Raw genomic sequence first — 25,667 nt, 5'->3', positions numbered from 1 at the left:
CCAATACATAATCGGAAGGTGAGTATAATGAACGGAATTTATACAGCACTGATCTGTTCGTTTGATGAAAACGGCAAGGTAAATGAAAAAGGGCTGCGGGAAATCGTGCGCCACAATATCGATGTGCAGAAAGTGGACGGCCTTTATGTGAACGGAAGCTCCGGGGAGAACTTCCTGATGTCTGCGGACCAGAAAAAGAAAGTGTTTGAAATCGTCAAGGATGAAGTGAAGGACGAGGTCAAACTGATCGCCCAGGTCGGCGCGCTGGACATCGACGAAGCGGTAGAACTGGCCCAATTTGCTACGGACCTCGGATACGATGCACTCTCCGCTGTCACACCGTTTTATTACCGTTTTGACTTTGAAGAAGTCAAAGATTACTACAATACGATCCTTGAGAACGTCGACAACAAGATGATCATCTACTCGATTCCTGCACTGACAGGCGTCAGCATGAACCTTGAGCAATTCGCGGAACTGTTCGAGAACGAGAAAGTCATCGGCGTGAAGTTCACGGCACCGGACTTCTTCCTTCTGGAGCGCATCCGCCATGCGTTCCCGGACAAGCTGATCTATTCCGGATTCGACGAAATGCTGCTTTCGGCAGCGGTCCTCAACGTGGACGGCGCAATCGGCAGTACATTCAACGTCAACGGACAGCGCGCCAAGCAAATCTACTCGCTTGCCAAGGAAAACCGTATCGATGAAGCCCGCGAAGTCCAGAAAGTGACGAACGACCTGATCGCGGAAATCCTGGCAAACGGCCTCTACCAGACAATCAAAGAAATCCTGAAGGCAAAGGGCGTAGACGCCGGCTACTGCAGAAAGCCGATGAAGCGCCTGACAGAAGACAAAGTCGAAACCGCGAAAGCGATGGCAGCGAAATATTGCTGATCGGCTAAGGGGGAAATCGTATGGGTGGTACATTTGCAGTCATTGACTACGTGATTCTGTTCGCTTACCTGCTGTTCATCCTTTACGTGGGGATTGCAGTCGCGAAAAAGGAGATGCAGGGGAAAGAGTTCTTCAAGGGGGATGGATCGATCCCATGGTGGGTCACATCCGTCAGTTTGTTTGCCACGCTGCTCAGCCCGATTTCGTTCCTGTCTCTTGCAGGGAACTCCTATCTCGGATCCTGGGAACTTTGGTTTGCGCAGCTCGGCCTGTTCATCGCGGTTCCGATTGCAATCTACTTCTTCCTGCCGGTCTACCGGAAGCTGAATCTGGACACGGCCTATGAATATCTGGAGCGGCGCTTTGACGTAAAGATGAGGATGATCGGCAGTGTGCTCTTCATTGTTTACCAGATCGGCCGGATGTCGATTATCATGTACCTGCCGGCAATCGCGCTGAGCGCGGTCACCGGGATCAATACCGTCCTGATCATCCTCTTCATGGGTGTCATCGCGACGATTTACTCCGCATTCGGCGGCATCAAATCCGTGCTCTGGACGGACTTTATCCAGGGCGTCGTCCTGATCGGCGGCGGCATCTTCGCCCTGATCTTCCTGCTGTTCTCGATTGATGGCGGTATCGGCGAAGTGTTCAGGACCGGCACGGAAAACGAGAAGTTCTTCACGGACATGCCGCTATTTGACCCGAACTTCGTCAACAACAGTATCCTGCTCCTGATTTTCGGTGCAGGCCTCTCGACGGCATTCTCGTACATTTCTAGCCAGGATATGGTCCAGCGCTACCTGACGACGGATAATCCAAAGGAAATGAGCAAGATGACGTATATGAACGGGATTCTGTCCCTCGGAACAGCGACTCTGTTCTTCTTTATCGGGACTGCGCTCTTTACGTTCTATACGCAGCAGGGCGGCTCCATGCCTGAGGGCAAGGGCGACTTGATCTTCGCGAACTACATCGTCAGTGAACTGCCTGTCGGGATTTCCGGCCTCCTGATCGCCGGCCTGTTCGCAGCCGGGCAGTCTACGCTTTCCACTGGCCTTAACAGTGTCGCAACCAGCTGGACACTTGATATCCAGAATGTTTTCAAGCCGGGCATGAGCGATGAGAAAAGCACGAAGATTGCACGTGTCGTATCGGCGCTTGTCGGGGTCTTCTCGATTGCGTTCGCCATCGTGCTTGCCTACTCCGATGTCAGCTCGGCATACGAATGGTTCAACGGACTGATGGGGCTTGCGCTCGGCATCATCGGCGGTACGTTCACGCTCGGCGTCATGACGAAAAAGGCAAATGCCAAAGGCGCACTTCTTGGATTTATCGCAACAACGGTACTTGCCATTTACATTTCTTACTTCACAGACATTACTCTGTGGGCATATTCGATCATCAACCTGATCGCTTCTCTGATCTTCGGTTACGGATTCAGCCTGCTGTTTAAAGAGAAAAGCAAAGCCGAAGACGGAGATATGACGTATTACGACAAAGCGGTCAACTGATTTTAAATTCAATGCTGAAGGGATGGTGAACAGGGTGGAGATCAAGAAAACGGTCGAAACGGATGTGCTTGTCGCGGGCAGCGGCCTGGCCGGGATCAAGGCAGCCAAGGAACTTTCTGATCTCGGGCACCGGGTGCACTTGGTGACGAAGATGAAAATCGCGTCCGGATCCAGTTTCTATCCGCTGAAAGCCTCCCTCGGCACCCAGGTAACGAAGGATGCAGAAGACGAGCAGACGTTTCTTGAAGACATTGAAGAGATGAGCCGTGGCATGCACAGGGAAGATCTTGCGGAAGTGTACGTCCGCGAAATTCCGGAGCGGGTCAAAGAATATCCCGAGATCGGAGTCGACGCGAAGAAGCTGGAGGGAGAGCGGAAGGCCTGCTTCGCCCCGAATGCCCGCAATATCTACCTGCTGAGCGACTGGGACCGCATCCGCAGGAAAGTCGGCGAGATTTTCGCGCGCTATGACACGCTTTCCGTAATGGAAAAGACGGTCATCCTGACACTGATCAAGGAAGACGGCCGGGTAACTGGCGCCGTGCTGCTTGACGCAAATAATGATCTGGTGCTTGTCCGGTGCAAAGCGGCCATTCTTGCGACCGGCGGGTTCGGATCGATTTACAAGCACAACCTGAATCCGAATGACGTGGATGGCTCCGGACATATCCTTGCGCTTGAGGCGGGGGCACGCCTTGTGAACATGGAATTTATCCAATTCATCCCGGGCATCACGTCACCTAAATATAAGACGCTGTTCGGCGAGCACACCCTGATGTATTGTAAGGACATCGTAGATGCGGACGGGGAAAGCCTTCTTCGGCTGATGCTTCCGGAAGGGCTCAGCCTGAGGAAATGCCTCGAGATCCGGAGCACCCACGGACCGTTCACCCATTCTCTGGAATCCAAGTATTTCGATATCGCCATGATGAGGCGGATTACCGAAACCGGTAACGAGGAAGGGTTCCGGCTGCTGTTCGACCCGGCCATCTATGAGAATAAGGAAGAGTTTTATACCGTCTATCTGGATTGGCTGAAGGAACGCAACGTTAACTTGGCGGAAGATCAAATCCGTATTGCCCCATTTGCCCATGCAAGCAATGGCGGAGTGTTCATTGACCCGCACGGACGTACGGGCGTTGACGGACTTTACGTCATCGGCGAACTTTCCTGCAACATCGAGGGAGCGAACCGTCTCGGCGGCAATTCCACAGGTGCCTGCATGGTATTTGGGAAACGGGCTGCCGAACACTGCGCCGGGTACATCGGCGGTATCGGCCACGGAACTGCCGGTGAGCAACAGGCGTCCGAACGCCTATCCGCGATGTTCGGCAATCCGGCCATGGATGCCGAGTCGGATGCAGATGCCGCAGCGGACCGCGCCAGGGAAGCGACCGAGAAGATACGGGAAATCCTTTGGTACCACGCAAACGTCGTACGGTCTGAAAGCGGGCTGACAGCTGCGCTGGATGAAATCCGTAAGCTGGAGCAGGCTGTGGACCTGCCGCTGCTCTTCAGCCGGCCGGATAAACGCCAGCTGGCGTTCAAAGCCCGGAATTTCCTGATGCTTTCCCGTGTCCTGCTGCTGGCGATGCTGGAGCGCAAAGAAAGCAGGGGCGCCCATTACCGTGAAGATTATCCGGATGAAGACCAGGCGTATAATCGCCGGCTCTTTGTCTCGGCCGATCCGAAGGGGCAGCCGCATCTTGAATTCCTGAATGAATGACAGCCGAAAGGCAGACAAAGGGAAAAACCTGTCACGGGTTTTTCTCTTTTTCAATGGACAACGGAAGAATTGCGAATAACAATAGTAGTGGAAAAGAGGGAAGATCATGATGCTTGGCGTCATCGATATCGGCGGGACATCCATTAAATACGGAGTTCTCAACGGGGCTGGTGAACTGATCCACCATGGTTCCGCACCGACTGAGGCATGGTTGGGAGGAGAGGCGGTCGTTGAGAAAGTGTGCAGCATCTCAGACGGGATCCGGGAACGATTTAATATAGAAGGAATCGCAATCAGCTCCGCGGGGCAGATCGACAACCGGAACGGCTCAGTCGTGTTCGCCACGGACAATATCCCGGGCTATACGGGTACGCCTGTTGCGGATCGGGTCAGCCGGCATACGGGGCTGACGGTGACAGTCGAGAATGACGTGAACTGCACCGCACTCGGAGAGCATTGGAAAGGGGCAGGGCGCGGCGTACAGAACTTTGTCTGCCTGACAATCGGGACCGGGATTGGTGGAGCGCTGTTTTTGGACGGCCGGCTTTTCACCGGGGCTGCCTTTTCCGCAGGTGAGATCGGACACATCTCGCTCTACCCAAACGGGAAACCGTGCACTTGTGGCAACAGCGGCTGCTACGAACAATACGCATCCGCATCTGCCCTGATCGCACTGATCCGTGAAGCGTATGAGGATAAGCCGGATCTGCAGACTTTCTTCGAACTGGTAAAGGACGGGGAAGACAGGGCACTGAAGATTTTCGGACGCTGGGTGGATGACATTGCGACAGGCCTCCAGTCCCTCGTCCATACTTTTAATCCCGAATGCATCATCATCGGAGGCGGTGTTTCCGAACAGGGAGAGATTCTGAGAAGTGCGATCGAGGAATCTCTCCGGAAGAAAGTCATGCCAAACCACCGGGAATCGCTTGAAGTCCGCCTGGCGGAACAGGGCAACCGGGCAAATCTGCTTGGAGCGGCCCGTCATTTCATGGATAACCGGATAAACTGAAAGGGGTACGGGGATGAACAGTCCGCTCAGCAACGTAAGGCCGTCTGTTGTCATGGAACAGCACAAACATCAATTTACCAAGTCCGAACAAAAGATTTATGCCTATATTCTCAAACATCCTGAGCAGGTGATCTATCATTCCCTGACGGAGTTCTCGGAAGCCAGTGGGGTGGCCGAGGCGACGGCACTCCGCTTTCTCAGAAAGCTCGGGTACAAAGGGTTCCAGGACTTTAAGTTTCTGTTCGCGAGGGAGATTGCAGAGGCCAGTACGGACCAGGGTGAAACGTATCTTGAACGGATCCGGGAAAATATGGTCCAGGCCATCCGGGACACTCATGACGTGGTCGACCATGACGAACTGTCCGCGAGCATCGAAGCGATCGACCGGTCGGCCGATGTCGTGATCTTCGGTATCGGTTCATCCGGAATTGCCGGTCTGGATATGCAGCACCGCCTGATGAGGATCGGAAAGCACACAACTGTGGTGACGGATTCGCACTTCCAGATGATGCGCGCAGCCTCTCTTAACGAGAAATCCGTCGTGATCGCGATCAGCCTGACAGGCGGAACAAAGGATATTGTCGATGCCGTAAGTGTCGCCAAGGAGAAAAAGGCGACGGTGATCGCACTGACAAACTATGTAAAATCCCCGCTTACCAGGTATGCTGATCATATCCTGGTGACGTCCGCGAAAGAAAGCCCGCTGGACAGCGGATCTCTCGTTTCGAAAGTGGCGCAGCTGTACTTGGTTGACCTGATCTGCACCGGCCTCACGATGAACAATTATGAAGAAGCTGAACGGGTAAAGCGGGAAGTATCCGACAGTATCTCAGGGAAACTGTACTGACATGGGAAGGATGAGCGAAATGCAACCGATTTTGATCAGTGGAGCCAGTGTCTATGCTGAGGAAGGTGTTCTGGAGGATGGCTATGTGCTCGTCCGGGACGGCAAGATCATCAGCGTGTCCGGCGAGCGCCCGGAGGGGCTTCCGAAAGAGGTGAGGGAGATTGACGGCTCTTCCATGAACGTGCTGCCTGGGTTCATCGACAGCCATATCCACGGGGCGGACGGAGCGGACGTTATGGACGCGACGGAAGAGGCTCTGGATTCGATGGCCCGTTTCCTGCCCGCGGAAGGAACGACATCATTCCTCGCCACGACCATCACCCAGTCCCATGAAACTATCGGCAACGCACTTACGAACGTTGCGGAATACCCGAACCGGCCGGGACAGGCGGAAGTGCTCGGCGTTCACCTTGAAGGTCCGTTTGTGGAGAAGAAGCGGGCCGGTGCGCAGCCGGAAGCCTACATAACAGAACCGGACCCGGAACTGTTCGGGAAGTGGCAGCAGATGGCCGGAGGGCGGATCAAAGTCATCACGATGGCCCCCGAACATGACCCGGACGGCGCATTCATCCGGGAACTTTCGAATTCGGGAGTTGTGGTCTCAGCCGGACATACCGATACGGGATTTGCCGGAATGGAAGAGGCCGCGGCGCACGGCGTCAGCCAGGTGACCCATCTGTGCAACGCGATGCCTGGCATCCATCACCGAGATGTCGGAGTGGTTGGAGCGGCTTTCCTTCTCGATGCGCTGAAAGCGGAACTGATCGCGGACGGCATTCATGTGGAAAAGGAAATGCTTCGCCTGATCTGGAGGAACATCGGGCCGGAGCGGCTCATCCTCATCACGGACTCCATGCGGGCAAAGGGCCTTCCGCCAGGGGATTACGAACTCGGCGGACAGCCTGTCAGGGTGACCGAAGACCGCGCGGAACTGGCGGACGGAACCCTTGCCGGCAGTATCCTGAAGATGAACGAAGGCGCCCGCCGCATGCTCGGGTTTGAAGGTGTCACAATGGAAGACGTTGTGGCGATGGCATCGCGGAACCCGGCCCGCCAGCTGGGCGTCGATGACCGGAAAGGCAGTATCCGTGAAGGGAAGGATGCTGACCTGATTCTTGTCGATGATGACTTGAATGTCATGCTTACAATCTGCCGGGGAGAAGTGGCGTTTCAAGCGGAATAAGCAGATGGAAAGGCGGTGCTCTCCGGAGTGCCGCTTTTGCTGTACAATGAGCCAAAAGGGGGGAAGCCGGATGGCAGACATTTGCTTGCTTATTGACACACCTGACGACTTCAGTTTTACCGAAAGCCTGGAGTACCTGTCGCGCTCCGCGGATGAGTGCATGTTCCATATCAGAGATGGTAGGGTGACGCGTGCTATTGAGGTCGGAGGAAATCCGGTCCTGTTCGGGATGGAGCAGCATCCGGATGGTATTCTGGTCAACATTGACGGGGAAGTGGAGGGGGCGGCAGCCGGTGTGGAGCGGTTTATCCGCGACTGGCTCGACCTAGCTCGGGACCTCGTACCGTTTTATGAGCTGAGCGAGAGGGACCCACTACTCCGGGATGCTGTCCATCGGCATCAGGGTCTACGTGTCGTCGGCATTCCCGATTTATTCGAGACGTTTGTCTGGGCGATCCTCGGACAGCAGATCACGGTTGCATTCGCCTATGTGCTGAAGCGGAGGTTTGTCGAGACATTCGGACAAGCCATCGAAGCGGGTGGCGTGACCCATTACCTGTTTCCTTCTGTGGAGACAGTGGCGGGGCTTGAACCGGAAGCACTGCGTGAACTGAAGATCACTGCCAGGAAGAGTGAATACATCATTGGCGTCGCCAGGATGATTGCGGATGGAGAGCTCACGAAGGAAGGGCTTCTGGCGCTTGGTGATGACCGGGCAATTGAGCAACGGCTTACCGCCATCCGGGGCATTGGCCCATGGACGGCCAACTATGTCCTCATGCGTTGCCTGCGCTCTCCCGATGCCTATCCGGCGGCCGATGTCGGGCTTCATAACGCCCTGAAGCTTGTCGCAGGTCTTGACCGGAAACCGACCCTCCCGGAAGTTGAGACATTCGCTGAACCGTGGAAGGGCTGGCGCGCTTATGCGACGTTTTATCTGTGGCGCTATCTGGGCAGCGAGATGGAGCAGGGCTGAACTTTGTAATCATCAACGATTCAATAAAAGAGACGGTTCCGCAAAGTCGGAACCGCCTTTTTTCGCATATTCATTCAGCCGGAAACAGCGGCAACTTTTCGAGATAGATGATGTCTTCGCGATCAGCCGAATCTCCTTCGGCCAAGATAGCGGCACGGGCAACGACTTCGGCGCCGGCTTCTGTGACGAGGGCTTCAAGCGCACGCAGGGAGTCGCCGGTGCTGATGACGTCATCAATCAGAGCGACTCGTTTTCCTCTGATTAAAGCGGCATCCTGACCATCCAGGACGAGCTTCTGCTGTTTGTGGGTTGTGATTGAGGTCACGGTCGCAACAAACGGCTCTTCCATATACGCTTTCACACTTTTTCTGGCCACGATGTAACGGGGCATTCCCTTGAGCTTGGCGACTTCATGGGCGAGGGGGATGCCTTTGGCTTCGGCGGTCACGAGGAAATCCACTTCAGGCAGTTTGTCTGCGATGAGGGATCCGGCTTCCGCCACGATTTGGCTGTCACCGAGGATGACGAAGCTGGCGATCCGGAGTTCTTCGGAAACCCAGACAAGCGGCAGTTCGCGGGTGACGGTTCCGATGGTTAATTTGTACGTATTCCGCATGAAGTCCTTCCTTTCGGGTTTCGGATTGAAGATTGGGTTCACCTACAGTTTACCCCTTTATGGCGGGTCTCTGTCACAAAACTGTCTGTGTGCAAGTCGCATCGCTTGAGCAAAACGGTGTAAACTTGCTGGTAGAGAGTCGTTTAAAGGAGCGGATGATTTTGAAACGTTTTATCGTGATCGGCGGAGGCATCACCGGACTGTCCGCTGCGCACAGGCTGAACAAACTGGCCGGAGAATCCGAACAAGACATCCAAATTACACTTATCGAAGCGGAGGAGCGGCTTGGCGGCAAATTGTGGACGCTTCAGGAAGACGGATTCATCATGGAGGCAGGTGCGGATTCGATCGTGTCACGCCACGAAGCGGTCGGGAAACTGGTGGAGGAACTTGGTCTCATGGATCGTGTTGTCCATAATGCGACGGGAATTTCTTATCTTTACCGGGACGGGGAACTGCATGCCATCCCGGCGGATACGGTGTTCGGCATCCCGATGGATGAGAAATCTCTCATGGCATCGACACTCGTTTCCGAGGAAGGGAAGCGGGCGGCGCTTAAGGATTTCGAAAAGACCGAGCATGAATTCACAAAGGACAGCCCCATCGGCGCGTTTCTGAGAGCGTTCCTCGGCGATGAGCTGGTTGAGCGCCAGGTGGCACCCGTGCTTTCCGGAGTCTACTCGGGTTCTCTTGATTCGCTGACACTTGGATCGACCTTGCCATACCTGCTGGACTACAAAAACAAGTACGGCAGCATCATCCGCGGGCTCGGTGCGAACCGTGAAAAGTTCCAGTCACAGGCGAACAAGAAATTCCTGTCGTTCGACGGGGGATTATCTGTTCTGATTGACCGGATGGAAGAGGAAATGTCCGGCGTCCGGATTTTGAAAGGGGCCAGGGCGGAGCGCCTTGAAAAAGATGGGAACAGCTATGCCGTATCGGTTGAAGGCCATGGGGAACTCTTAGCCGACGGGGTCATTCTTGCACTGCCGGATTCCCAGGTACGGGGGCTTCTCGGCCAGGCCGCGCCGGAGGAGGTATTCGACACCTTCAGCAACGCCTCGATCCTGACGATGTACCTGGGCTACGATCTTCCGGATTCTGAGCTCCCGGCCGACGGCACCGGATTTATCAATGCCGGAAACGGTCATGTCGTCTGCGATGCCTGCACATGGACAAGCAGGAAATGGACACATACATCGCCTGAGGGCCGTCTTCTTGTCAGGCTCTTCTACAAAAACTCCAATCCGAAATTCGAAGAAATCTCTGCAATGGACAGGGAGGACCTGATTGCCCTCGCACGCCGTGACCTGAAGGAAAGCCTGGGTCTGGACGCGGAGCCTTCAGTAGTTGAAATCACGCCATGGCTCGGCCTCATGCCGAAGTATGGCCTCGGTCACCGGGCGGCGGTGGAAGAACTGGAACAGTTCCTTTCAGCATCCTATCCGAATGTCCAGATCGCCGGGGCATCGTTCCACGGAGTCGGCATCGGTCTTTGCGTTGCGGACGGCAGGGAAAAGGCGGAGAAAGTATTTGGGAATTAACAAATGGTCAGACCCCTGTAAGGGGCTGACCATTTCGGCTTATTCAGAAGAAGTGGGAAGTGGCTATTGAGCGCTGAAAAGAGGTAAAGTGTATAGTAAGCGGAACCGGTTACCGGAAGACCTGTGGCCGGTTCCTTTACTTAGATTAGGGGGCAGCAAAGATGACTTATAACTTTGATGAGACTGTCGAGCGCCGCGGGACAGCGAGCGCGAAATGGGACGCCGTGAAGGATCTTTTCGGCTCCGATGATGTTCTTCCTCTTTGGGTGGCGGATATGGATTTCCGCGTACCGGACGAGGTCGTTAAAGCGATCAAAAAGACCGCGGACCATGGGATTTTCGGTTACACACTCCGCTCTGAAGAGTATAAGAATGCGGTCAGTGGCTGGATGAAGAAGCGCCATGGCTGGGAAATCGATGGGGAATGGATCACCCAAACGCCTGGCATCGTCAACGCCCTGAACATGGCCGTGCTCAGCTACACGGAGCAGGGCGATTCGGTGATCGTGCAGCCGCCGGTCTATTACCCATTCATGAAGGCGGCAGAAAACCACGGCCGGAAAGTCGTGCATAACCCGCTCATTGACCGGGATGGACGCTATGAAATGGACTTTGACGACCTGGAGACGAAAATTGAAGAAAGCGGTGCGAAACTCCTGTTCCTGTGCAACCCGCAGAATCCGTCAGGACGGGTCTGGACGCCTGAGGAGTTGCAACGCCTTGGAGACATCTGTTTACGCCATGGCCTCACCGTCATTTCCGATGAAATCCACGGGGATCTGATTCTCGGCGACCAGCCCCATACACCGTTTGCGAGCATTTCGGACAAGCTTGCTGCAATCAGTGTGACGTGCACGGCGCCGAGCAAGACGTTTAACCTTGCAGGCCTGCATACGTCCAACATTATCATTCCGAATGAGCAGCTTCGTAAAACGTTCAACACGGAGATGCAAAAGTACGCGATCGGCGGCTCATCGCCGATCGGGGCTGCGGCGACAATTGCGGCATACCGCCAAGGAGAAGAATGGCTGGAAGGGCTGCTCGACTACATCCGGGACAACTACAACTATTTGAAAGACTATACGGAGACGAATATCTCCGAACTCAGGGTCTACCCGCTTGAATCGACCTATCTCGCATGGGTGGACGCACGTGCGCTCGGCCTGAGTAATAAAGAACTCGAAACATTTATGGCCAAAGAAGCCAAAGTCGGCCTGAACCAGGGGCATATCTTCGGCCCGGGCGGAGAAGGGTTCGTCCGCGTGAACCTGGCCTGCACGAGGCAGACGCTTGAGGAAGCGCTCAAGAGAATAGACGAAGCGGTCAAGAAGCACCAGGGCACGACTGCATGATCAGAGAGGACCGGCATCTGCCGGTCCTCTTATGATTAAATGGCATAGACAGAAAGCATTCGTATCGTTAAAGTGAGGGAAATGTAAAAGGAAAAGAGGGGCTTAAATGGGTAAGGGGAAAAGAAAGCCGGAGGGACAGGGATTAAATCTGTACCAAGAATACACACAGTCCCCGGAGCAAGTCAGCAGGCTGTATAAGCGTACGCTGTCTATTGTCGTCCTCTCCCAGATATTCGGCGGAGCGGGGCTCGCTGCAGGCATTACGGTCGGTGCGCTGATCGCCCGGGATATGCTTGGGACAGACAGCATGGCCGGCCTGCCGACTGCGCTGTTTACATTAGGAGCCGCGCTCTCAGCGCTGATCGTCGGACGCCTTTCCCAGAGGTCGGGTCGACGGTTCGGCCTTGCCGGAGGTTTTCTTGCAGGCTCTTTGGGTGCTGTCGGTGTGATCACGGCGACTATGATGGAAAACATCTGGCTGTTATTTGCAGCACTGTTTATTTACGGAGCGGGCTCGGCGACTAACCTGCAGGTCCGCTACGCGGGGACTGACCTCGCCGGTCCGAAGCAACGGGCAACTGCTGTCAGCATTGCCCTTGTCTCGACAACGGTTGGAGCAGTTGCCGGACCCAACATGGTCGGAGTCATGGGGGAGTTTGCCTCGTCAATCGGGATACCGCCGCTGGCAGGACCGTTCATTCTTGCGGCAGCTGCCTACCTGGCTGCAGGGCTGGTTCTCCTGACCCTTCTCCGGCCAGACCCACTGCTTGTTGCCAATGCCCTTGAAGCCAGCCGGCAGGCAGCAACTGCGGAAAATGGGGATTCTTCAACGGTCGGTGAATCAGACCGGAGAGGGGTCATCGCTGGGGCGACGGTCATGGTGGTCACCCAGCTGATCATGACAGGGGTCATGACGATGACGCCCGTGCATATGGAACAGCACGGGCACGCCCTGTCCGCAGTGGGTTCTGTGATCGGTGTTCACATCGCACTGATGTATCTTCCGTCACTCATGACGGGCATCCTGGTCGACAGAATCGGCCGAAACATCATGGCTGCGGCAGCAGGAGTCACGCTGCTTGCGGCTGGTGCCGCAGCCGCTTACTCACCGCCGGATTCACTTTTCGGTCTGTATGCAGCTTTGGGGCTTCTTGGGTTGGGCTGGAACTTCGGTCTGATCAGCGGCACTGCGATGATCGTCGATGCGACCGCTCCTTCGGTTAGGGCCAAGACCCAAGGCTCGGTCGATGTCCTGATCGCCCTGTCCGGCGCTACTGGCGGGATGCTCTCGGGTGTCATCGCAGCTTATACAGGATTTGGTGCCATGGCGCTCGGCGGCGGTATCCTGTCACTGTTGCTGATCCCCGTCGTGATCTGGTCGCTGAGAGGGCGCGGGAAGCAGGCAGTGGCCTGACAGAATGTACTCCAATTCTTGAACTAGCAGGGAAACAGACAGAAGCGATGCCGGCGGGGCATCGCTTTTCTCGTTTTTAAAGCCATTAGATTTTTGTTTCCGGATAGCAGCAGTATCTGGAATTAGGCAAGTTTATCTGCCTGTATCTGAAGAGATACAGAGGAACACAGTACGATCAACACTTCTGTTGTACCAGTAGTGAGGTTGACGGGCGTCATAGAAAAGTGATTGGCCGGAGGTCAGTTCTGTGAGCTCTTCTCCAATTTCCACAGTCAGTGTGCCTTCCAGGACAAAGACGAACTCGTGTCCCGCATGGGTGATTGGCCGACCGCCGTTCTGGCCTGGTTCGAGCGTTACCTGCATCGGTATGAAGTCCGACCCACTGAAGCGGGGCGCCAGGTTACGGTAGTGTACGCCGTACGCGGAAATGCGTTCTTCCATATTTGTACCGTCCGGTTCCGGGTTTCCGTCTTCCTCTTCGAAGAAATGTCCGGGACTGACGCCCAGCGCTATCGAAATTTTCTTCAGGGATTCAAGTGTCGCAGAGGATTTGCCGCGTTCCAGCTGCGAAAGGAAACTGATGGAGTATCCTGTTTGTTCCGCTACCTGCTTTAGGGTTTTCTGTTTGTCCTTGCGGATGGATTTGATTTTCTGTCCCAGTGTATGGTCCAATGTAAGGTCTCCTAATATTCTAATAACTATATTGACAACGTTTTCATGCTCACTTATGATGGTAGCATAATTGAAGTGGCACTTCAATTGAAGGGGAGCTTCAACTTTTATAAGGGGATTAGGGGGAATTCATTTGAAAGACAAGGACATGAGGAGAGTGCTGATTGCAAGCCTCGTCGGAAGCTCCATTGAGTGGTTCGACTACTTCCTGTATGGAACGGTTGCTGCGCTCGTCTTTAATACGATGTTCTTCGTGGCGGAAGATCCGTCGATCGGATTGATCCTGGCTTATGCTTCATTTGCACTGTCGTTCTTTATCCGTCCGCTTGGCGGGGTGATCTTCAGCCATATCGGTGATCGGATCGGGCGGAAGAAGACACTCGTCCTGACGCTCAGCCTGATGGGGATTGCGACATTCGCCATGGGGCTTCTGCCGACGTACTATGCAATCGGGATCTGGGCTCCGATTCTTCTCATTACGCTCCGCCTGATCCAGGGGCTGGGCATCGGCGGAGAATGGGGTGGCGCCATGCTGCTTGCGGTGGAGTATGCACCAAAGGATCAGCGGGGCTTTTTTGGATCCGTGCCGCAGATGGGGGTCACGATCGGCATGGTTCTCGGAACACTGGCACTGTCGGTCATGACGCTCCTGCCGGAAGACGCGTTCATGAGCTGGGGCTGGCGCGTGCCGTTCCTGTTGAGTGCGCTGCTTGTCATTTTCGGTCTCTGGATCCGGAAAGGGATTGAAGAAACGCCGTCGTTCAAGAAAGTCCAGGCGGAAGGTTCCGCCCCGAAAGTTCCGCTCGTCCATACACTTAAGCATCACTGGCGTGAAGTGCTGATCGCGGTCGGGGCTAAAGTCGTTGAGACCGCACCGTTCTACATCTTCGGAACATTCGTCGTGTCGTACGCAACGAGCAATGTCGGCCACACGAATAATGAAGTGCTGAATGCCGTCATGGTTGCTACCATTATCACGACCATCCTCATCCCGATTATGGGCAAGCTGTCCGACAGAGTCGGCCGCAAGCCGCTGTACATCTGGGGAGCAGTCGGCATGATCCTATTTGCATTCCCGTACTTCTGGATGCTCCATGAAGGGTCTAATATCATGATGTTCCTCGCGACCATCATCGGGCTCGGGATTATTTGGGCACCGATCACGGCTGTACTCGGAACCATGTTCTCTGAAATCTTCTCGGCTGAAGTGCGGTACACAGGCATCACACTCGGTTATCAGATCGGTGCAGCGGTTGCAGGGGGGACGGCTCCGCTCATCGCGACAGCGCTTCTGCTCCAGTTCAATAACTCCTACGTGCCTGTCGCGCTATACATTATCTTCACGGCGGTCGTTTCGCTTGTCGCCATCTGGGCCGTACGTGACCGAAGCAACCAGCAGCTGGATGAGGAAGTTCCTGCCGCCGGAAGCAAGGCGAACATCACAGAAAAGCAGCTGGTCTGATGCGGCTGCCATAAAAGGGTGAATAGAATTGATCATCATGAACGAACAGCAGATTATGGACATGTACGGGATGGACGATGCGATTCCCGATGTGGAAGCGACGCTCAGATCACTTGCAGGCGGGAAGATCGACAACCCGCTCCGTACAGTCATCGGTTTCCCGGAGCGGAGTGCTTCAGTCCTCTACATGCCGTGTGCAGATCTGGAGGAAGGAATTGCGGCAAACAAGACGGTGACCATTTTTCCTGAGAATCCAAAGACAAACGGACTGCCGACAACGCAGGGCGTTGTGCTTGTGACCGATGCAACTGACGGCCGACACCTGGCGATGCTGAACGCGTCTTATCTGACGAGGCTCAGGACCGGGGCGATGAGCGGGCTGGCAACAGACCGCCTCGCAAGAAAAGATTCGTCGGTCCTCTGTGTGATCGGGACAGGAGGAATGGCCTTCGAGCAGGTGCTCGGTGTGCTGGCCGTCCGGAATATCCGGGAAATCCTGCTGGTTAATCCGACACGCTCGAAGGCCGAAGCATTCGGCGAGCGGCTTCGCAGAGAAGGAAGGATTTCTGCAGAGGCGAAGGTCAAGATCATTGATGATGTCAATGAGGCGGTAAAGCGCGCGGATATCATCAACTGCGCGACACGGTCCGAGAAACCGGTATTCGATGGTGAAGCCACCCGTCCGGGCACGCATGTGAACGGAGTCGGCTCCTACTTGCCCCATATGCGGGAAGTGGACGAAACGTTCATCCGCCGCTGTTCAAAGATCATTGCGGATGACCTCCATGGCGTAAAAGAGGAGGCAGGGGAACTGATCCATGCCGAGCGCTCCGGAGCCTGGTCATTTAATGACCTGCACGGAGAACTGGTCCACCTTGTGACCTGTCAAGTGCGCGGCCGGGAGAAAGATGAAGAAATCACTTTCTTCAAATGTGTCGGTGCTGCCTACTACGACCTTGCGGTGGCCAAGGGTGTTTACCGGAAGGCGGAAGCCGGGGGACATGGCGTACAGGTTGAGGTGTAAGTGTTCGGAAGGCCGGCATCGCTGCCGGTCTTTTTTTGCTGCGTGGTTATTTATCGCAGACACGATCAAAAAAGCTGTAGCTCAAAAATTTGAGTGACAGCTTTTGAATGTTGTTTTTTTTTATGATTTCAGTGGCGCGGCATGTGGTTGCTGTAGCGGTTTCTTCTTTCGCTCCTAAAGTTTCGTCATTCGGCAGCCCGGTTTCGTCATTGGCTTAGATTTCGTCGGCGAATGACGAAACTGGAGGCGTGAACGACGAAATTGATTTCACGAATGATGAAATTGAGCTCATGAATGACGAAACCATCACCTGGCCGGAGCTAATATTGGGACAGTGGCCTCCTCAACAGGCCATTATAGGAAAAAGCGATGCCTCGCGGGCATCGCCTTCACTATTAGAGCACTTTCTCGAGAAAGTCCCTCGCGCGGTCAGTCTTCGGATTGCTGAAGAATTCGTCTGGTGTGCCTTCCTCGACCAGTTTGCCCTGGTCAAGGAACAGGACGCGATCAGCAACTTCGCGGGCAAAGCCCATTTCGTGAGTGACGACAATCATTGTCATCCCGCTTTTTGCGAGATCCTTCATGACATCGAGCACTTCCTTGACCATCTCCGGGTCGAGCGCGGACGTCGGTTCATCAAACAGCATCAGCTTCGGTTCCATCGCGAGTGCCCGGGCAATCGCAACACGCTGTTTTTGGCCGCCGGACAAACTGGCCGGATAAGAATCCGCCTTGTCGGAAAGGCCGACCCGCTTGAGGAGGGTGCGTGCCTTTTCCTCTGCACTAGCTTTGCTGAGCCCCTTCACTTTCATGGGGGCATACGTCAGGTTGCCGAGGACGGTGAGGTGGGGGAACAGATGGAAGTGCTGAAACACCATGCCGATTTCCTGGCGAGCGGCCCGGATATCGGATTTCTTGTCGGTGATGTTAAAGCCGGCGATCTCGACTGTTCCGCCGGTCGGTTCCTCCAGTTTGTTCAGGCAGCGGAGGAACGTCGACTTGCCGGATCCGGAAGGGCCGATGACGGCGATCACCTGGCCGGTGTCAACTTCTGTGGAGATGCCTTTCAGGACCTTCAGGTCACCAAATGATTTAACGAGTCCCTTAACGGATATCACTTGCCTTCAGCCTCCTTTCGATCTTGCGCCCGATGAGCGTGAGAATCATGACGAGAACCCAGTAGATGAGCCCGACAAACAGCAACGGCTCGAACTGGCGGTACATGCTGGCTCCGACGACCTGTGCCCGGCGCATGAGATCAAGGTAGCCGATTGTCGAGACGAGTGCGGATTCCTTCGTGAGGGTGATGACTTCGTTCATGAGCGCAGGCAGGATATTTTTAAATGCCTGCGGCAGGATAATGTCCTTCATCATTGCGCGGTATGGAACGCCGAGGGCCTGTGCAGCCTCAATCTGTCCTTTGTCGACTGCCTGAATGCCGGCACGGATGATCTCAGATATATAAGCTGCGGAGTTCAGGCCGAATGCCGTGATTGCCGACAGGAACGGAGTGATGTCATAGCCCGTGAGCTGAGGGACCGCGAAATAAATCAGCATCAGCTGGAGGATAAGCGGCGTCCCTCGGAAGATGGATGTATAGGCCACTGCGAATGCCCGCAGCGGAGCGGGACCGCTGATTTTGAACAGGGCGAGCAGTGTCCCGATCAGTGCACCGATCACAAGGGCGACTGCAACGAATTTCAGCGTGACCCAGATGCCTTCGAGCATGTATGGAATATAGGGGGTCATCTGTGTGAAATCAAGATTCATGATGGATTCAACTCTTTTCTGTCATCCCGTTCTGGCGGGAAGTTTGGATAGGAAAAGGGGCTGCCGGATGTTCGGGCAACCCCTGCCGTAAGGCTTATTCCTGGTCGGTCAGCCACTTGTCCTTCAGTTCCTGGAGTGTGCCGTCTTCTTCCATTTCGGCAAGAACCTTATTTACGTCCTCGACAAGGTCACTGTCTTTAGGGAAGGCGACCGCCATGCCCGGAGAGCTTGTCGTGGGGTCGTCGAATCCGCCGAGACCCTGTTCTTCCACGTGGCCGACCGCAACGGATTTATCCATATAGGCGGCATCGATACGTCCTGTCTTCAGTTCCTGGATGAGAAGGAGGGAGTTATCGAGTGACTTGAGTTCGAAGTTGATCCCTTCGTTCTCCTTCAGACGCTTTGCACCGTCTTCCTGGATTGTTCCCAGCTGGACGCCGACCGTTTTGCCTTCGAGGTCTTCGATGGACTTGATGTCGGAATCCGGAGTGGTGACGAAGAATTCACCGGAGCGGTTGTACTCGGTCGAGAAGTCGACGTTTTTCTTTCGCTCATCAGTCGCGCTCATGCCGGAGAGGACCATGTCGACGCGGCCCGTGTTGAGGGCGCCGATCAGACCATCGAATTTCATGTCGTTAATCTCCAGCTCATATCCGAGTTCGTCTGCAATATGGTTGGCAAGATCGATGTCGAATCCGATTTCCTTGCCGGCTTCATCACGGTATTCAAATGGCGGGAAGTCGGCGGAAGTGCCCATCTTCAGGACTTTTGTTTCTGTGCTGTCTGCTGATGTATCCGCTGTGTCGCCGGATGTCGAATCGCCGCCAGAGCCGCATGCTGCGAGGAACAGTGTCGCGGATGCGACCGATGCAAAGAGTGCTTTTTTAAACATGTATAAAACCTCCGTAGTTTGTATAATTATTCGTTGAGATGATTATAGACTGTTAGACCCACTCTGTAAAGTGCAAATTCATGCAAAAAACCGATTTCATATGAGAAATCGGTTTTAGTCTGCAGAGAAGGGTGAGACGTTGAGTGTCGTTATTGATGATCTTAGGTGAAACAATGATTAATACCGTAGTGCCGTTTCTAATGTCCTAGTCGTTCGGTTCTCCGACCAGGAGATCCAGCTCAACGGTAATCTCTGCGGACTCACGGGCAAGAAAATTTCTGACCGCTTCGGGGTCCGGCGACCAGGAAAGCGGAGTCATGCGCACCAGATCTTCAAGCTGCGCGCGTCCGAGCCGGACGGAGTAGCGGAGGGGAATGGTCTCCGTGCGGCGAAAATTCCGGTCGAACAGCCCGGTTGTTTCTTCATTGGAATAGGTCCGTCTTTCATCTGAATAGAGGGTTTCCCGCAGTTCTTTCAGGTAGCCTGCACCCGGAACAACTTTGATGAGCCTTCCTCCGGGTGCGAGCATCCTGGTGAATTCTTCATAGTTGGAAGGGGAGAGGATGTTTAGGATGGTGTTGATGGAGCCGTCCGCAAACGGAGACTGGGCCAGGTCACCGACGAGCCATACAGCATTCTGAAAATCTCTTGCTGCCAGCTGCACGCCTTCCTTGGCAATGTCGAGACCCGCTCCGGCCACATTCAGCCCGCTGAGCTCCTCCAGAACGCGGTGAAGATGTGTACCTTCGCCACAGCCAATGTCGGCGATGACAGATGGCGCGGATGCAGGAACGTGGAATTCCCGGATCAGATCAGCCGCTGCCTCATGGAACGGAGCATACAAGCCGCTGTCCCTCATAATCCGTCGTCTTGCCTCAAACAGTTCCTTATTATAGTGGCCTGCCGCTGGCCGGGTCAGTACATTTACATAACCCTGTTTTGCAAAGTCAAATGAATGGCTTTCCCGGCATTGGAGACGTCCGCCTTCTTCGACCCGGACCGGATTTCCGCAGACCGGGCATTTCAGCGCATGGACAATATTGGATGCCCGCCTTGCTCCGTCTGTCCGTTTTGACATGTGAGCACCTTCTTTTCCGTACAGTTTATGGGGATGCCCTGATTTTATCAGGTTCCGGCCTGAGTCCAAAGCATTGCCGGCATCTTCCGACACAAAGTCTCCATCTTTTCCGGTTTCCGTTTCGCGGGCAGGGGTAGAAATAAGGAGTACTGAGTTGAAAGTTTTTCCAGAGGAGTGGGGACATGTTTTTGGCGTGGAGGGAAATCAGACAAAATAAGCTCCGGTTTGCGCTTGTGACTGCCGTGTTGCTGCTGGTGTCGTATCTCGTATTTTTCCTTTCGGGACTTGCATCAGGCCTTGCCGGTCTGAACCGGGAGGCGGTCGACAAGTGGCAGGCGGACGGCATCTACCTGACCGAAGAGTCGGATAAGAGTCTCACACAGTCAATGTTGGAGGCGGATCTGGCCGGCGAAGTAGAGGCGGAGGAGACAGCGGTGCTTGCACAGATGAATCTGATCGCTGACAACGGAGATGTAAAGAGCGGTGTCGCCTTGTTTGGCATCCGTCCGGATGAGTTCATCATGCCGGAGCCGACGGAAGGTGAAGAGTTCTCGAAGGAATTCGAGGTGATCGCCTCGGACAGTCTCAAGGAGGAAGGATTCTCCATCGGGGATGAGCTGGATCTTTCCGGTTCCGAAGAGACGCTCACGATCAAGGGGTTCACGGACGAGGCCCGATTTAACGCGGCACCGGTTTTATATATGAATCTGGACGATTATGAGAAAGTACGTCCGGGGGCTGCGGCACCGGCCCGACAGGAAGGGAGCACGGAAAATCCTGACGGGCAGCCTGCAGAGGGCAGCCGGGAACAATCCGGGGAATCGGCGGAGCGACCCGAAATGGTGAATGCAATCGTCGTCAAAGGCTCCCAGCCGGACAGTGTTCCGGATGACCTCGAGTATCTGGAGTCTGAAACGTTCATCGAAAGCCTTCCCGGCTACACCGAGCAGAATCTGACACTGACATTCATGATCTACTTCCTGTTTGCCATCTCGGCGGCGGTCGTGGCGATTTTCCTTTATGTGCTGACGGTCCAGAAAATCAGCATGTTCGGAGTCATGAAGGCGCAGGGCATCTCGAGCGCGTACCTTTCGAGATCAGTTATCGCACAGACGTTCATTCTCGCAGTGATCGGCGTGCTGATCGGATTTGGCGCGACGGTGCTGACCGGACAGTTTCTTCCTGCGGCTGTGCCGGTGTCCTTCGACTACGGAATGATGGCCATCTATGGTGCCGTGCTGATTGTTGTCGCGATTCTGGGGGCGCTGATTTCGGTCTGGACGATTGTAAAAATTGACCCGCTGGAGGCGATCTCGGGATGACGGAACATGTATTGCAGATGGAAGATGTAACGAAAACATTCGGTTCAGGCAGGACAGAGGTCCGGGCGCTAAAGAAAACCTCTCTTGAGGTAAGCCGTGGTGAGGTGATCGCGATCATCGGACCTTCGGGTTCAGGCAAGTCGACGCTCCTGACGATTGCGGGCGGCCTGCAGGGACCGACCGAGGGAGAAGTGCAAATTGCCGGCGAGCGGATCACTGAACTCGGGGAAAAGGACCGCTCAAAGGTAAGGCTCGAACATGTCGGCTTCATCCTCCAGTCCTCAAACCTCGTCCCGTTCCTGACGGTTTCAGATCAGCTGAAACTGCTGGATCAAGTCAAGAAGGGCAACATGCCCAAAGACGAGCGGGACGGTCTCCTGGAGGAGCTCGGAATCACCAAGCTGACGGGCAAGTATCCGAATGATCTGTCAGGCGGTGAACGGCAGCGGGTGGCCATCGCAAAGGCGCTCTACAGCAATCCGTCCCTCCTTCTGGCCGATGAGCCGACCGCCTCGCTCGACTCGGACCGGGCATTCGAGGTGATGAAACTTCTGAAAAGCGCAGCGGTCACAAAAAATGCCGCAACAATCGTCGTCACCCATGACAACCGGCTGACCGACTACGTGGATAAAGTGTACAAGATGGTCGATGGTGTCCTTCACTTGCAAGGTGAAGGCGGTTCAGAACGGCTTGGAGAAAGCCGTACTGACTTCCTGGAGAAAGGCGGGAATGAAGATGGCATTTGACTATGATCTGGATTACGACCACATCGATTTCAGGGAACGGCCGGAACTGTACCGGGTCGGAAAAGGTGAACAGGGAGTGCTCCTCGTCGAACCCTACAAAAGCGAACTGCTTCCGCACTGGCGTTTCCGGACACCGGATATTGCCAAAAAATCTGCCGAAACGCTTTATGAAATGTTCGAGGACTACCGGAAGGACGATGACTTTGTCGGCATGGACATGGCGCGCAAATTCATTCAGATGGGCTATACAAGGGCGCGGCGCTATACGAACTATAAGGGCGGCAGGAAATACAGGGAAGACGGGACAACCCATGAGCGGATCGAAGACCCGGTGAAGGCGGAGTCTGCCGCGATCTTCAAGGAATACTGGGACCGGATCCGTGAAGACCAGGACTATCTGGGGCGCAAAAAGGAACATCAGAAAAAATATGGATGATTGATTTCCGTGTGCATAAAGGCGGCCGATTCTCCCCATACTGATTGTGATTACGAAAAGGATGGGGGATTCGCCAATGGGTGTCATGAGTGACAATCCGAAAAATGAACCGCTGCATTACGGTGAAGTCGTCGGTCTCTGGGCTTACGTCGCTGCGAACAATGGTCTGATTAGCATGTACGAAGCGTTTGTGAATCATGCAGGGGACAAAGAACTGATCGGCCTGATCGAGGACACCATCAAGATGATGAAGGCAGAAAACACGCCTATCGAGAAGATTCTTAAGGAAAATGGCGTTACACCGCCACCGGCACTGCCATCACGCGGGAAAGCCTCTTCCGAGGATATTCCTACAGGTGCCAAGTTTTCCGATCAGGAAATTGCTGCAATTCTCGGTGTCAATGCCGGCCAGGGCCTCGTGTCCTGCAGCCAGGTAATGGGACAATGCAGCCGGGAAGATGTGGCCGCTCATTTTGCACGATTCCACGCTGACCGCGCCACTACAGGCGCGAGGCTGCTCCGCCTTACGAAGCAGAAGGGCTGGCTGATGACGCCGCCGCTTCACCAGCAGAAAAGTAACTGACCTGAAACGCTCCGCTCCGGCGGGGCGTTTTTGTTGTTTAAAAATGGAATGCAAAGGATTCGGTTTTTAGGGAGGAATTTCGACACGAATTGTCAAAAGAGTCAGGGTAGAAAGAAGGGATGTCTATGGAGTTGAAATTTCACCCGCTCGGGGATGGAGCAATCGTAGTGACGGCAGGAGATTCAATCAGTGAGGAATCTACCGCGTTTGTACGAGCGATTGCCGAGAGAATCAATCATGAAAAAATCCGCGGCGTGACTGACATCATCCAGGCCTATGTCACCGTCACGGTCTGCTATGAAGCGGAAGCCGGGATCACGTACAAAGAAATGGAGAAGAAACTGCGGGAGATTCTCTCGGATATCAGTCCGGCCGGAAAAGAAGAAGGGCGTATTGTAGAGATTCCCGTGTGCTACGGCGGTGATTTCGGGCCTGACCTTTCGTTTGTCGCAGAACACAACGGGCTGACCGAGGAGGAAGTTATCCGGATCCACTCCGGAAATACATATGACGTAAAAATGATCGGGTTTGCCCCCGGGTTCCCTTTCCTTGGAGGGATGGATGAACGGATCGCTGCCCCGAGGAGGTCGTCTCCCCGGCTGGAGATTCCCGCAAGGACTGTCGGAATCGCAGGTGCGCAGACCGGCGTTTATCCGATCGGAACGCCCGGAGGCTGGCAACTGATCGGAAGGACGCCGGTCGAACTGTTTTTGCCTCAAGAAGAGATTCCGAGCCTTCTTCGGCCGGGGGATCAAGTCAGGTTCAAGCCGATCTCAACCGAGGAATACGAAAAGATGGAGGCGGACCGCCATGCTTATTATTGACAAGCCGGGCCTCCAGACGTCCGTACAGGATTTGGGCCGCCCGGGATTTCAGCAGTATGGGGTGGTCGCGGGCGGCGCGATGGATCCATATGCACACCGGGTGGCAAATCTGCTGGTCGGCAACAGCCAAAACTGTGCCACAATCGAAGCGGCACTTGCCGGGCCAACCATCCGCTTTGAGACAGACAGTCTGATCGCGCTGGCAGGCGGTGACCTGTCTCCCAACATTGATGGCAAGCCAGTCCCGATGTGGCGGCCGGTTGCCGTAAAGGCAGGTGCAGTTCTTGCATTTGGAATGGCGGTCTCGGGCTGCCGGGTGTATGTGGCGGTCGCCGGAGGAATTGATGTGCCGGAAGTGATGGGTAGCCGGTCGACTTACACAAAAGCCCGCATCGGCGGCCTGGATGGAAGGTGTCTGGAGAAGGGTGACCGCCTGCCGGTCGGCAACCCGTCGGTTCATGCCAAGCAGTGGACAGCGACAGTCTTATCCCAAGCCGGCGACAAGCAATTCTGTGCTGCGGACTGGTCGGTCTCGGACGACCTGATCCCCCTTTACGGAAAGGAAGCAGAAATCAGGATGATGAGGGGGCCGCAGCATCACTGGTTTGACGAAGAAAGCCTGGCCGCATTCTTCGGTGGAATCTTCACCGTATCTTCGGAATCGGACCGGATGGGCTACCGTTTAAAAGGAGACACGCTCCGTTTATCAGAGCCTCGCGAGCTTCTTTCGGAAGGGGTCGTGGCCGGAGCGGTCCAGGTGCCTTCCGGCGGGAGCCCGATCCTGCTCATGGCCGACCGCCAGACCACCGGGGGCTATCCAAAAATCGGACAGGCTGCAGCCGTCGACCTCCCGATCGTCGCTCAGATGCAGCCGGGTGCCAAACTCCGTTTCAAAGAAGTATCTGTTGAAGAAGCGCAGCAACAGCTCACCCAACAAAAGAAACAACTTTCAGAGTTAAAACTGTCCATAGAGCTGAAATTGAAAGGGGTATAAATAATGGATTACCAAGTGGACTTGAACTGCGATATGGGAGAATCATATGGTGCCTATAAGATGGGGAATGACGAGGAAATCCTCGATCTCATCACAAGCGCGAACGTTGCCTGCGGCTTCCATGCGGGCGACCCTTCCGTGATGAAGAAGACGGTCCGGATGGCACTGGAAAAAGGAGTAGGCATCGGTGCCCATCCGGGAACGCCGGACCTTGCCGGTTTCGGCAGGCGCGCAATGGCCATTTCAGCGGAAGAGGCGTATGACCTGACAATGTACCAGATCGGTGCTCTTGATGCCTTTATCCGGGCGGAGGGCGGCGAGATGCAGCACGTTAAGCCGCACGGAGCCCTGTATAACATGGCGTCGAAGGATGCTTCGCTGTCTGAGGCGATCGCTGAAGCGGTGTATGCCGTCAATCCGGAACTCATCCTGTTCGGCCTGTCAGGCAGCGAACTGGTCAGGGCGGGGGAAAAAATTGGGCTCCGGACCGCAAGCGAAGTTTTCTCGGACCGCACTTATCAGCCCGACGGATCTCTCACGAACCGCCGTGAAACAAACGCTCTCATCACAGACCCCGATACAGCAGCCGCACAGGTGGTCCGCATGGTGACGGAAGGCAAGGTGAGAACGGTGGATGATATGGACTTCGCCCTGCGTGCGGAAACAGTCTGCATCCACGGCGACGGTGTGACCGCACTCGAGTTTGCCCGGCGGCTTAAGGGCCTGTTGCCGGAAGAAGGGGTCCGGGTGGAGAAGATCGGAAACAGGTTTTCATGAATAGGAACA

At 54.9% G+C, this 25,667-nt stretch carries 25 protein-coding genes; 19 read left to right on the top strand and 6 right to left on the bottom strand.

All coding sequences use genetic code 11. From position 1 onward, the window contains the following. Positions 1–27: 27 nt before the first annotated feature. From AV656_RS07470 to AV656_RS07440, 7 genes are all read left to right on the top strand, one after another. Positions 28–894, top strand: coding sequence for an N-acetylneuraminate lyase (locus tag AV656_RS07470; RefSeq protein WP_063180440.1), 867 nt, complete (start codon positions 28–30; stop codon positions 892–894). A gap of 20 nt (positions 895–914) precedes the next feature. Next, the gene (locus tag AV656_RS07465; protein WP_063180438.1) at positions 915–2,408 is read left to right on the top strand and encodes a sodium:solute symporter; all 1,494 of its coding nucleotides are present in this window, start codon (positions 915–917) and stop codon (positions 2,406–2,408) included. Positions 2,409–2,442: 34 nt separating this feature from the next. Beyond that, on the top strand, positions 2,443–4,134 hold the full coding sequence (locus tag AV656_RS07460; protein ID WP_063181309.1) for an FAD-binding protein: 1,692 nt from the start codon (positions 2,443–2,445) through the stop codon (positions 4,132–4,134). A gap of 106 nt (positions 4,135–4,240) precedes the next feature. Next, on the top strand, positions 4,241–5,146 hold the full coding sequence (locus AV656_RS07455) for an ROK family protein (RefSeq protein WP_063180436.1): 906 nt from the start codon (positions 4,241–4,243) through the stop codon (positions 5,144–5,146). Positions 5,147–5,159: 13 nt separating this feature from the next. Beyond that, positions 5,160–5,993 (top strand): MurR/RpiR family transcriptional regulator, encoded by an 834-nt coding sequence (locus AV656_RS07450; protein WP_063180434.1) that lies wholly within the window; start codon positions 5,160–5,162, stop codon positions 5,991–5,993. Between the two features lie 19 nt (positions 5,994–6,012). Then, on the top strand, positions 6,013–7,176 hold the full coding sequence (gene nagA / locus AV656_RS07445; protein ID WP_063181308.1) for an N-acetylglucosamine-6-phosphate deacetylase: 1,164 nt from the start codon (positions 6,013–6,015) through the stop codon (positions 7,174–7,176). A 70-nt stretch (positions 7,177–7,246) separates the two neighbouring features. Continuing rightward, a complete protein-coding gene (locus AV656_RS07440) occupies positions 7,247–8,152 on the top strand; it encodes a DNA-3-methyladenine glycosylase family protein (protein WP_082818649.1) in 906 nt (301 codons plus the stop codon). A 70-nt stretch (positions 8,153–8,222) separates the two neighbouring features. On the opposite strand, the gene AV656_RS07435 is transcribed toward AV656_RS07440, so the two are convergent. Then, on the bottom strand, positions 8,223–8,768 hold the full coding sequence (locus tag AV656_RS07435; RefSeq protein ID WP_063180432.1) for a phosphoribosyltransferase family protein: 546 nt from the start codon (positions 8,766–8,768) through the stop codon (positions 8,223–8,225). Between the two features lie 161 nt (positions 8,769–8,929). On the opposite strand from AV656_RS07435, the gene hemG reads away from it, so the two are divergent. The 3 genes from hemG (at position 8,930) to AV656_RS07420 (ending at position 13,078) form a co-directional block, all read left to right on the top strand. Continuing rightward, positions 8,930–10,312, top strand: a complete 1,383-nt coding sequence (gene hemG / locus AV656_RS07430) for a protoporphyrinogen oxidase (RefSeq protein ID WP_063180431.1) — start codon at positions 8,930–8,932, stop codon at positions 10,310–10,312. A 161-nt stretch (positions 10,313–10,473) separates the two neighbouring features. Continuing rightward, positions 10,474–11,664 (top strand): MalY/PatB family protein, encoded by a 1,191-nt coding sequence (locus AV656_RS07425; protein ID WP_063180428.1) that lies wholly within the window; start codon positions 10,474–10,476, stop codon positions 11,662–11,664. 106 nt (positions 11,665–11,770) lie between these two features. Then, complete coding sequence (locus AV656_RS07420) at positions 11,771–13,078, top strand: MFS transporter (protein ID WP_063180425.1); 1,308 nt, start codon at positions 11,771–11,773, stop codon at positions 13,076–13,078. A 132-nt stretch (positions 13,079–13,210) separates the two neighbouring features. On the opposite strand, the gene AV656_RS07415 is transcribed toward AV656_RS07420, so the two are convergent. Then, positions 13,211–13,750 carry a helix-turn-helix domain-containing protein gene (locus AV656_RS07415; protein ID WP_063180422.1) on the bottom strand — a complete coding sequence of 180 codons (540 nt, stop codon included), beginning with the start codon at positions 13,748–13,750 and terminating at the stop codon, positions 13,211–13,213. A 148-nt stretch (positions 13,751–13,898) separates the two neighbouring features. On the opposite strand from AV656_RS07415, the gene AV656_RS07410 reads away from it, so the two are divergent. Together AV656_RS07410 and AV656_RS07405 are read left to right on the top strand one after the other, a co-directional pair. Continuing rightward, complete coding sequence (locus AV656_RS07410) at positions 13,899–15,212, top strand: MFS transporter (protein ID WP_197462233.1); 1,314 nt, start codon at positions 13,899–13,901, stop codon at positions 15,210–15,212. 28 nt (positions 15,213–15,240) lie between these two features. Further along, the gene (locus AV656_RS07405) at positions 15,241–16,236 is read left to right on the top strand and encodes an ornithine cyclodeaminase family protein (protein WP_063180415.1); all 996 of its coding nucleotides are present in this window, start codon (positions 15,241–15,243) and stop codon (positions 16,234–16,236) included. A 395-nt stretch (positions 16,237–16,631) separates the two neighbouring features. Here AV656_RS07405 and AV656_RS07400 read toward each other — a convergent pair whose 3' ends face one another. The 4 genes from AV656_RS07400 to AV656_RS07385 all read right to left on the bottom strand — a co-directional run bounded on the left by AV656_RS07400 (position 16,632) and on the right by AV656_RS07385 (position 19,976). Then, on the bottom strand, positions 16,632–17,354 hold the full coding sequence (locus AV656_RS07400) for an amino acid ABC transporter ATP-binding protein (RefSeq protein WP_063180412.1): 723 nt from the start codon (positions 17,352–17,354) through the stop codon (positions 16,632–16,634). Further along, the gene (locus AV656_RS07395; RefSeq protein WP_063180408.1) at positions 17,341–18,006 is read right to left on the bottom strand and encodes an amino acid ABC transporter permease; all 666 of its coding nucleotides are present in this window, start codon (positions 18,004–18,006) and stop codon (positions 17,341–17,343) included. Before AV656_RS07395 ends, AV656_RS07400 begins: the two co-directional genes overlap by 14 nt. A gap of 94 nt (positions 18,007–18,100) precedes the next feature. Further along, entirely contained in the window at positions 18,101–18,898 is a 798-nt protein-coding gene (locus tag AV656_RS07390; protein WP_063180405.1) for an ABC transporter substrate-binding protein, read from the bottom strand. 205 nt (positions 18,899–19,103) lie between these two features. Next, on the bottom strand, positions 19,104–19,976 hold the full coding sequence (locus tag AV656_RS07385; RefSeq protein WP_156484813.1) for a putative RNA methyltransferase: 873 nt from the start codon (positions 19,974–19,976) through the stop codon (positions 19,104–19,106). Positions 19,977–20,158: 182 nt separating this feature from the next. Between AV656_RS07385 and AV656_RS07380 the strand changes: the two genes are divergently transcribed. The 7 genes from AV656_RS07380 to AV656_RS07350 all read left to right on the top strand — a co-directional run bounded on the left by AV656_RS07380 (position 20,159) and on the right by AV656_RS07350 (position 25,658). Further along, positions 20,159–21,298, top strand: coding sequence for an ABC transporter permease (locus AV656_RS07380; RefSeq protein WP_063180399.1), 1,140 nt, complete (start codon positions 20,159–20,161; stop codon positions 21,296–21,298). After that, positions 21,295–22,044, top strand: coding sequence for an ABC transporter ATP-binding protein (locus AV656_RS07375; protein WP_063180396.1), 750 nt, complete (start codon positions 21,295–21,297; stop codon positions 22,042–22,044). Before AV656_RS07380 ends, AV656_RS07375 begins: the two co-directional genes overlap by 4 nt. Beyond that, positions 22,034–22,480, top strand: coding sequence for a DUF4385 domain-containing protein (locus tag AV656_RS07370; protein WP_063181307.1), 447 nt, complete (start codon positions 22,034–22,036; stop codon positions 22,478–22,480). Before AV656_RS07375 ends, AV656_RS07370 begins: the two co-directional genes overlap by 11 nt. Before the next feature lie 76 nt (positions 22,481–22,556). Continuing rightward, on the top strand, positions 22,557–23,063 hold the full coding sequence (locus tag AV656_RS07365; protein ID WP_063180393.1) for a DUF3231 family protein: 507 nt from the start codon (positions 22,557–22,559) through the stop codon (positions 23,061–23,063). A 125-nt stretch (positions 23,064–23,188) separates the two neighbouring features. After that, the gene (gene pxpB, locus AV656_RS07360) at positions 23,189–23,887 is read left to right on the top strand and encodes a 5-oxoprolinase subunit PxpB (RefSeq protein WP_063180391.1); all 699 of its coding nucleotides are present in this window, start codon (positions 23,189–23,191) and stop codon (positions 23,885–23,887) included. Then, complete coding sequence (locus tag AV656_RS07355) at positions 23,874–24,881, top strand: biotin-dependent carboxyltransferase family protein (RefSeq protein ID WP_063180388.1); 1,008 nt, start codon at positions 23,874–23,876, stop codon at positions 24,879–24,881. The genes pxpB and AV656_RS07355 overlap by 14 nt, the downstream gene beginning before the upstream one ends. 3 nt (positions 24,882–24,884) lie before the next feature. Further along, positions 24,885–25,658, top strand: a complete 774-nt coding sequence (locus AV656_RS07350; RefSeq protein ID WP_063180385.1) for a LamB/YcsF family protein — start codon at positions 24,885–24,887, stop codon at positions 25,656–25,658. The last annotated feature ends 9 nt before the right edge of the window (positions 25,659–25,667 follow it).

It is taken from the genome of Bhargavaea cecembensis, assembly GCF_001619585.1.
Lineage (GTDB): Bacteria > Bacillota > Bacilli > Bacillales_A > Planococcaceae > Bhargavaea > Bhargavaea cecembensis_A.
This window is presented reverse-complemented; position numbering and strand designations above follow the sequence as displayed.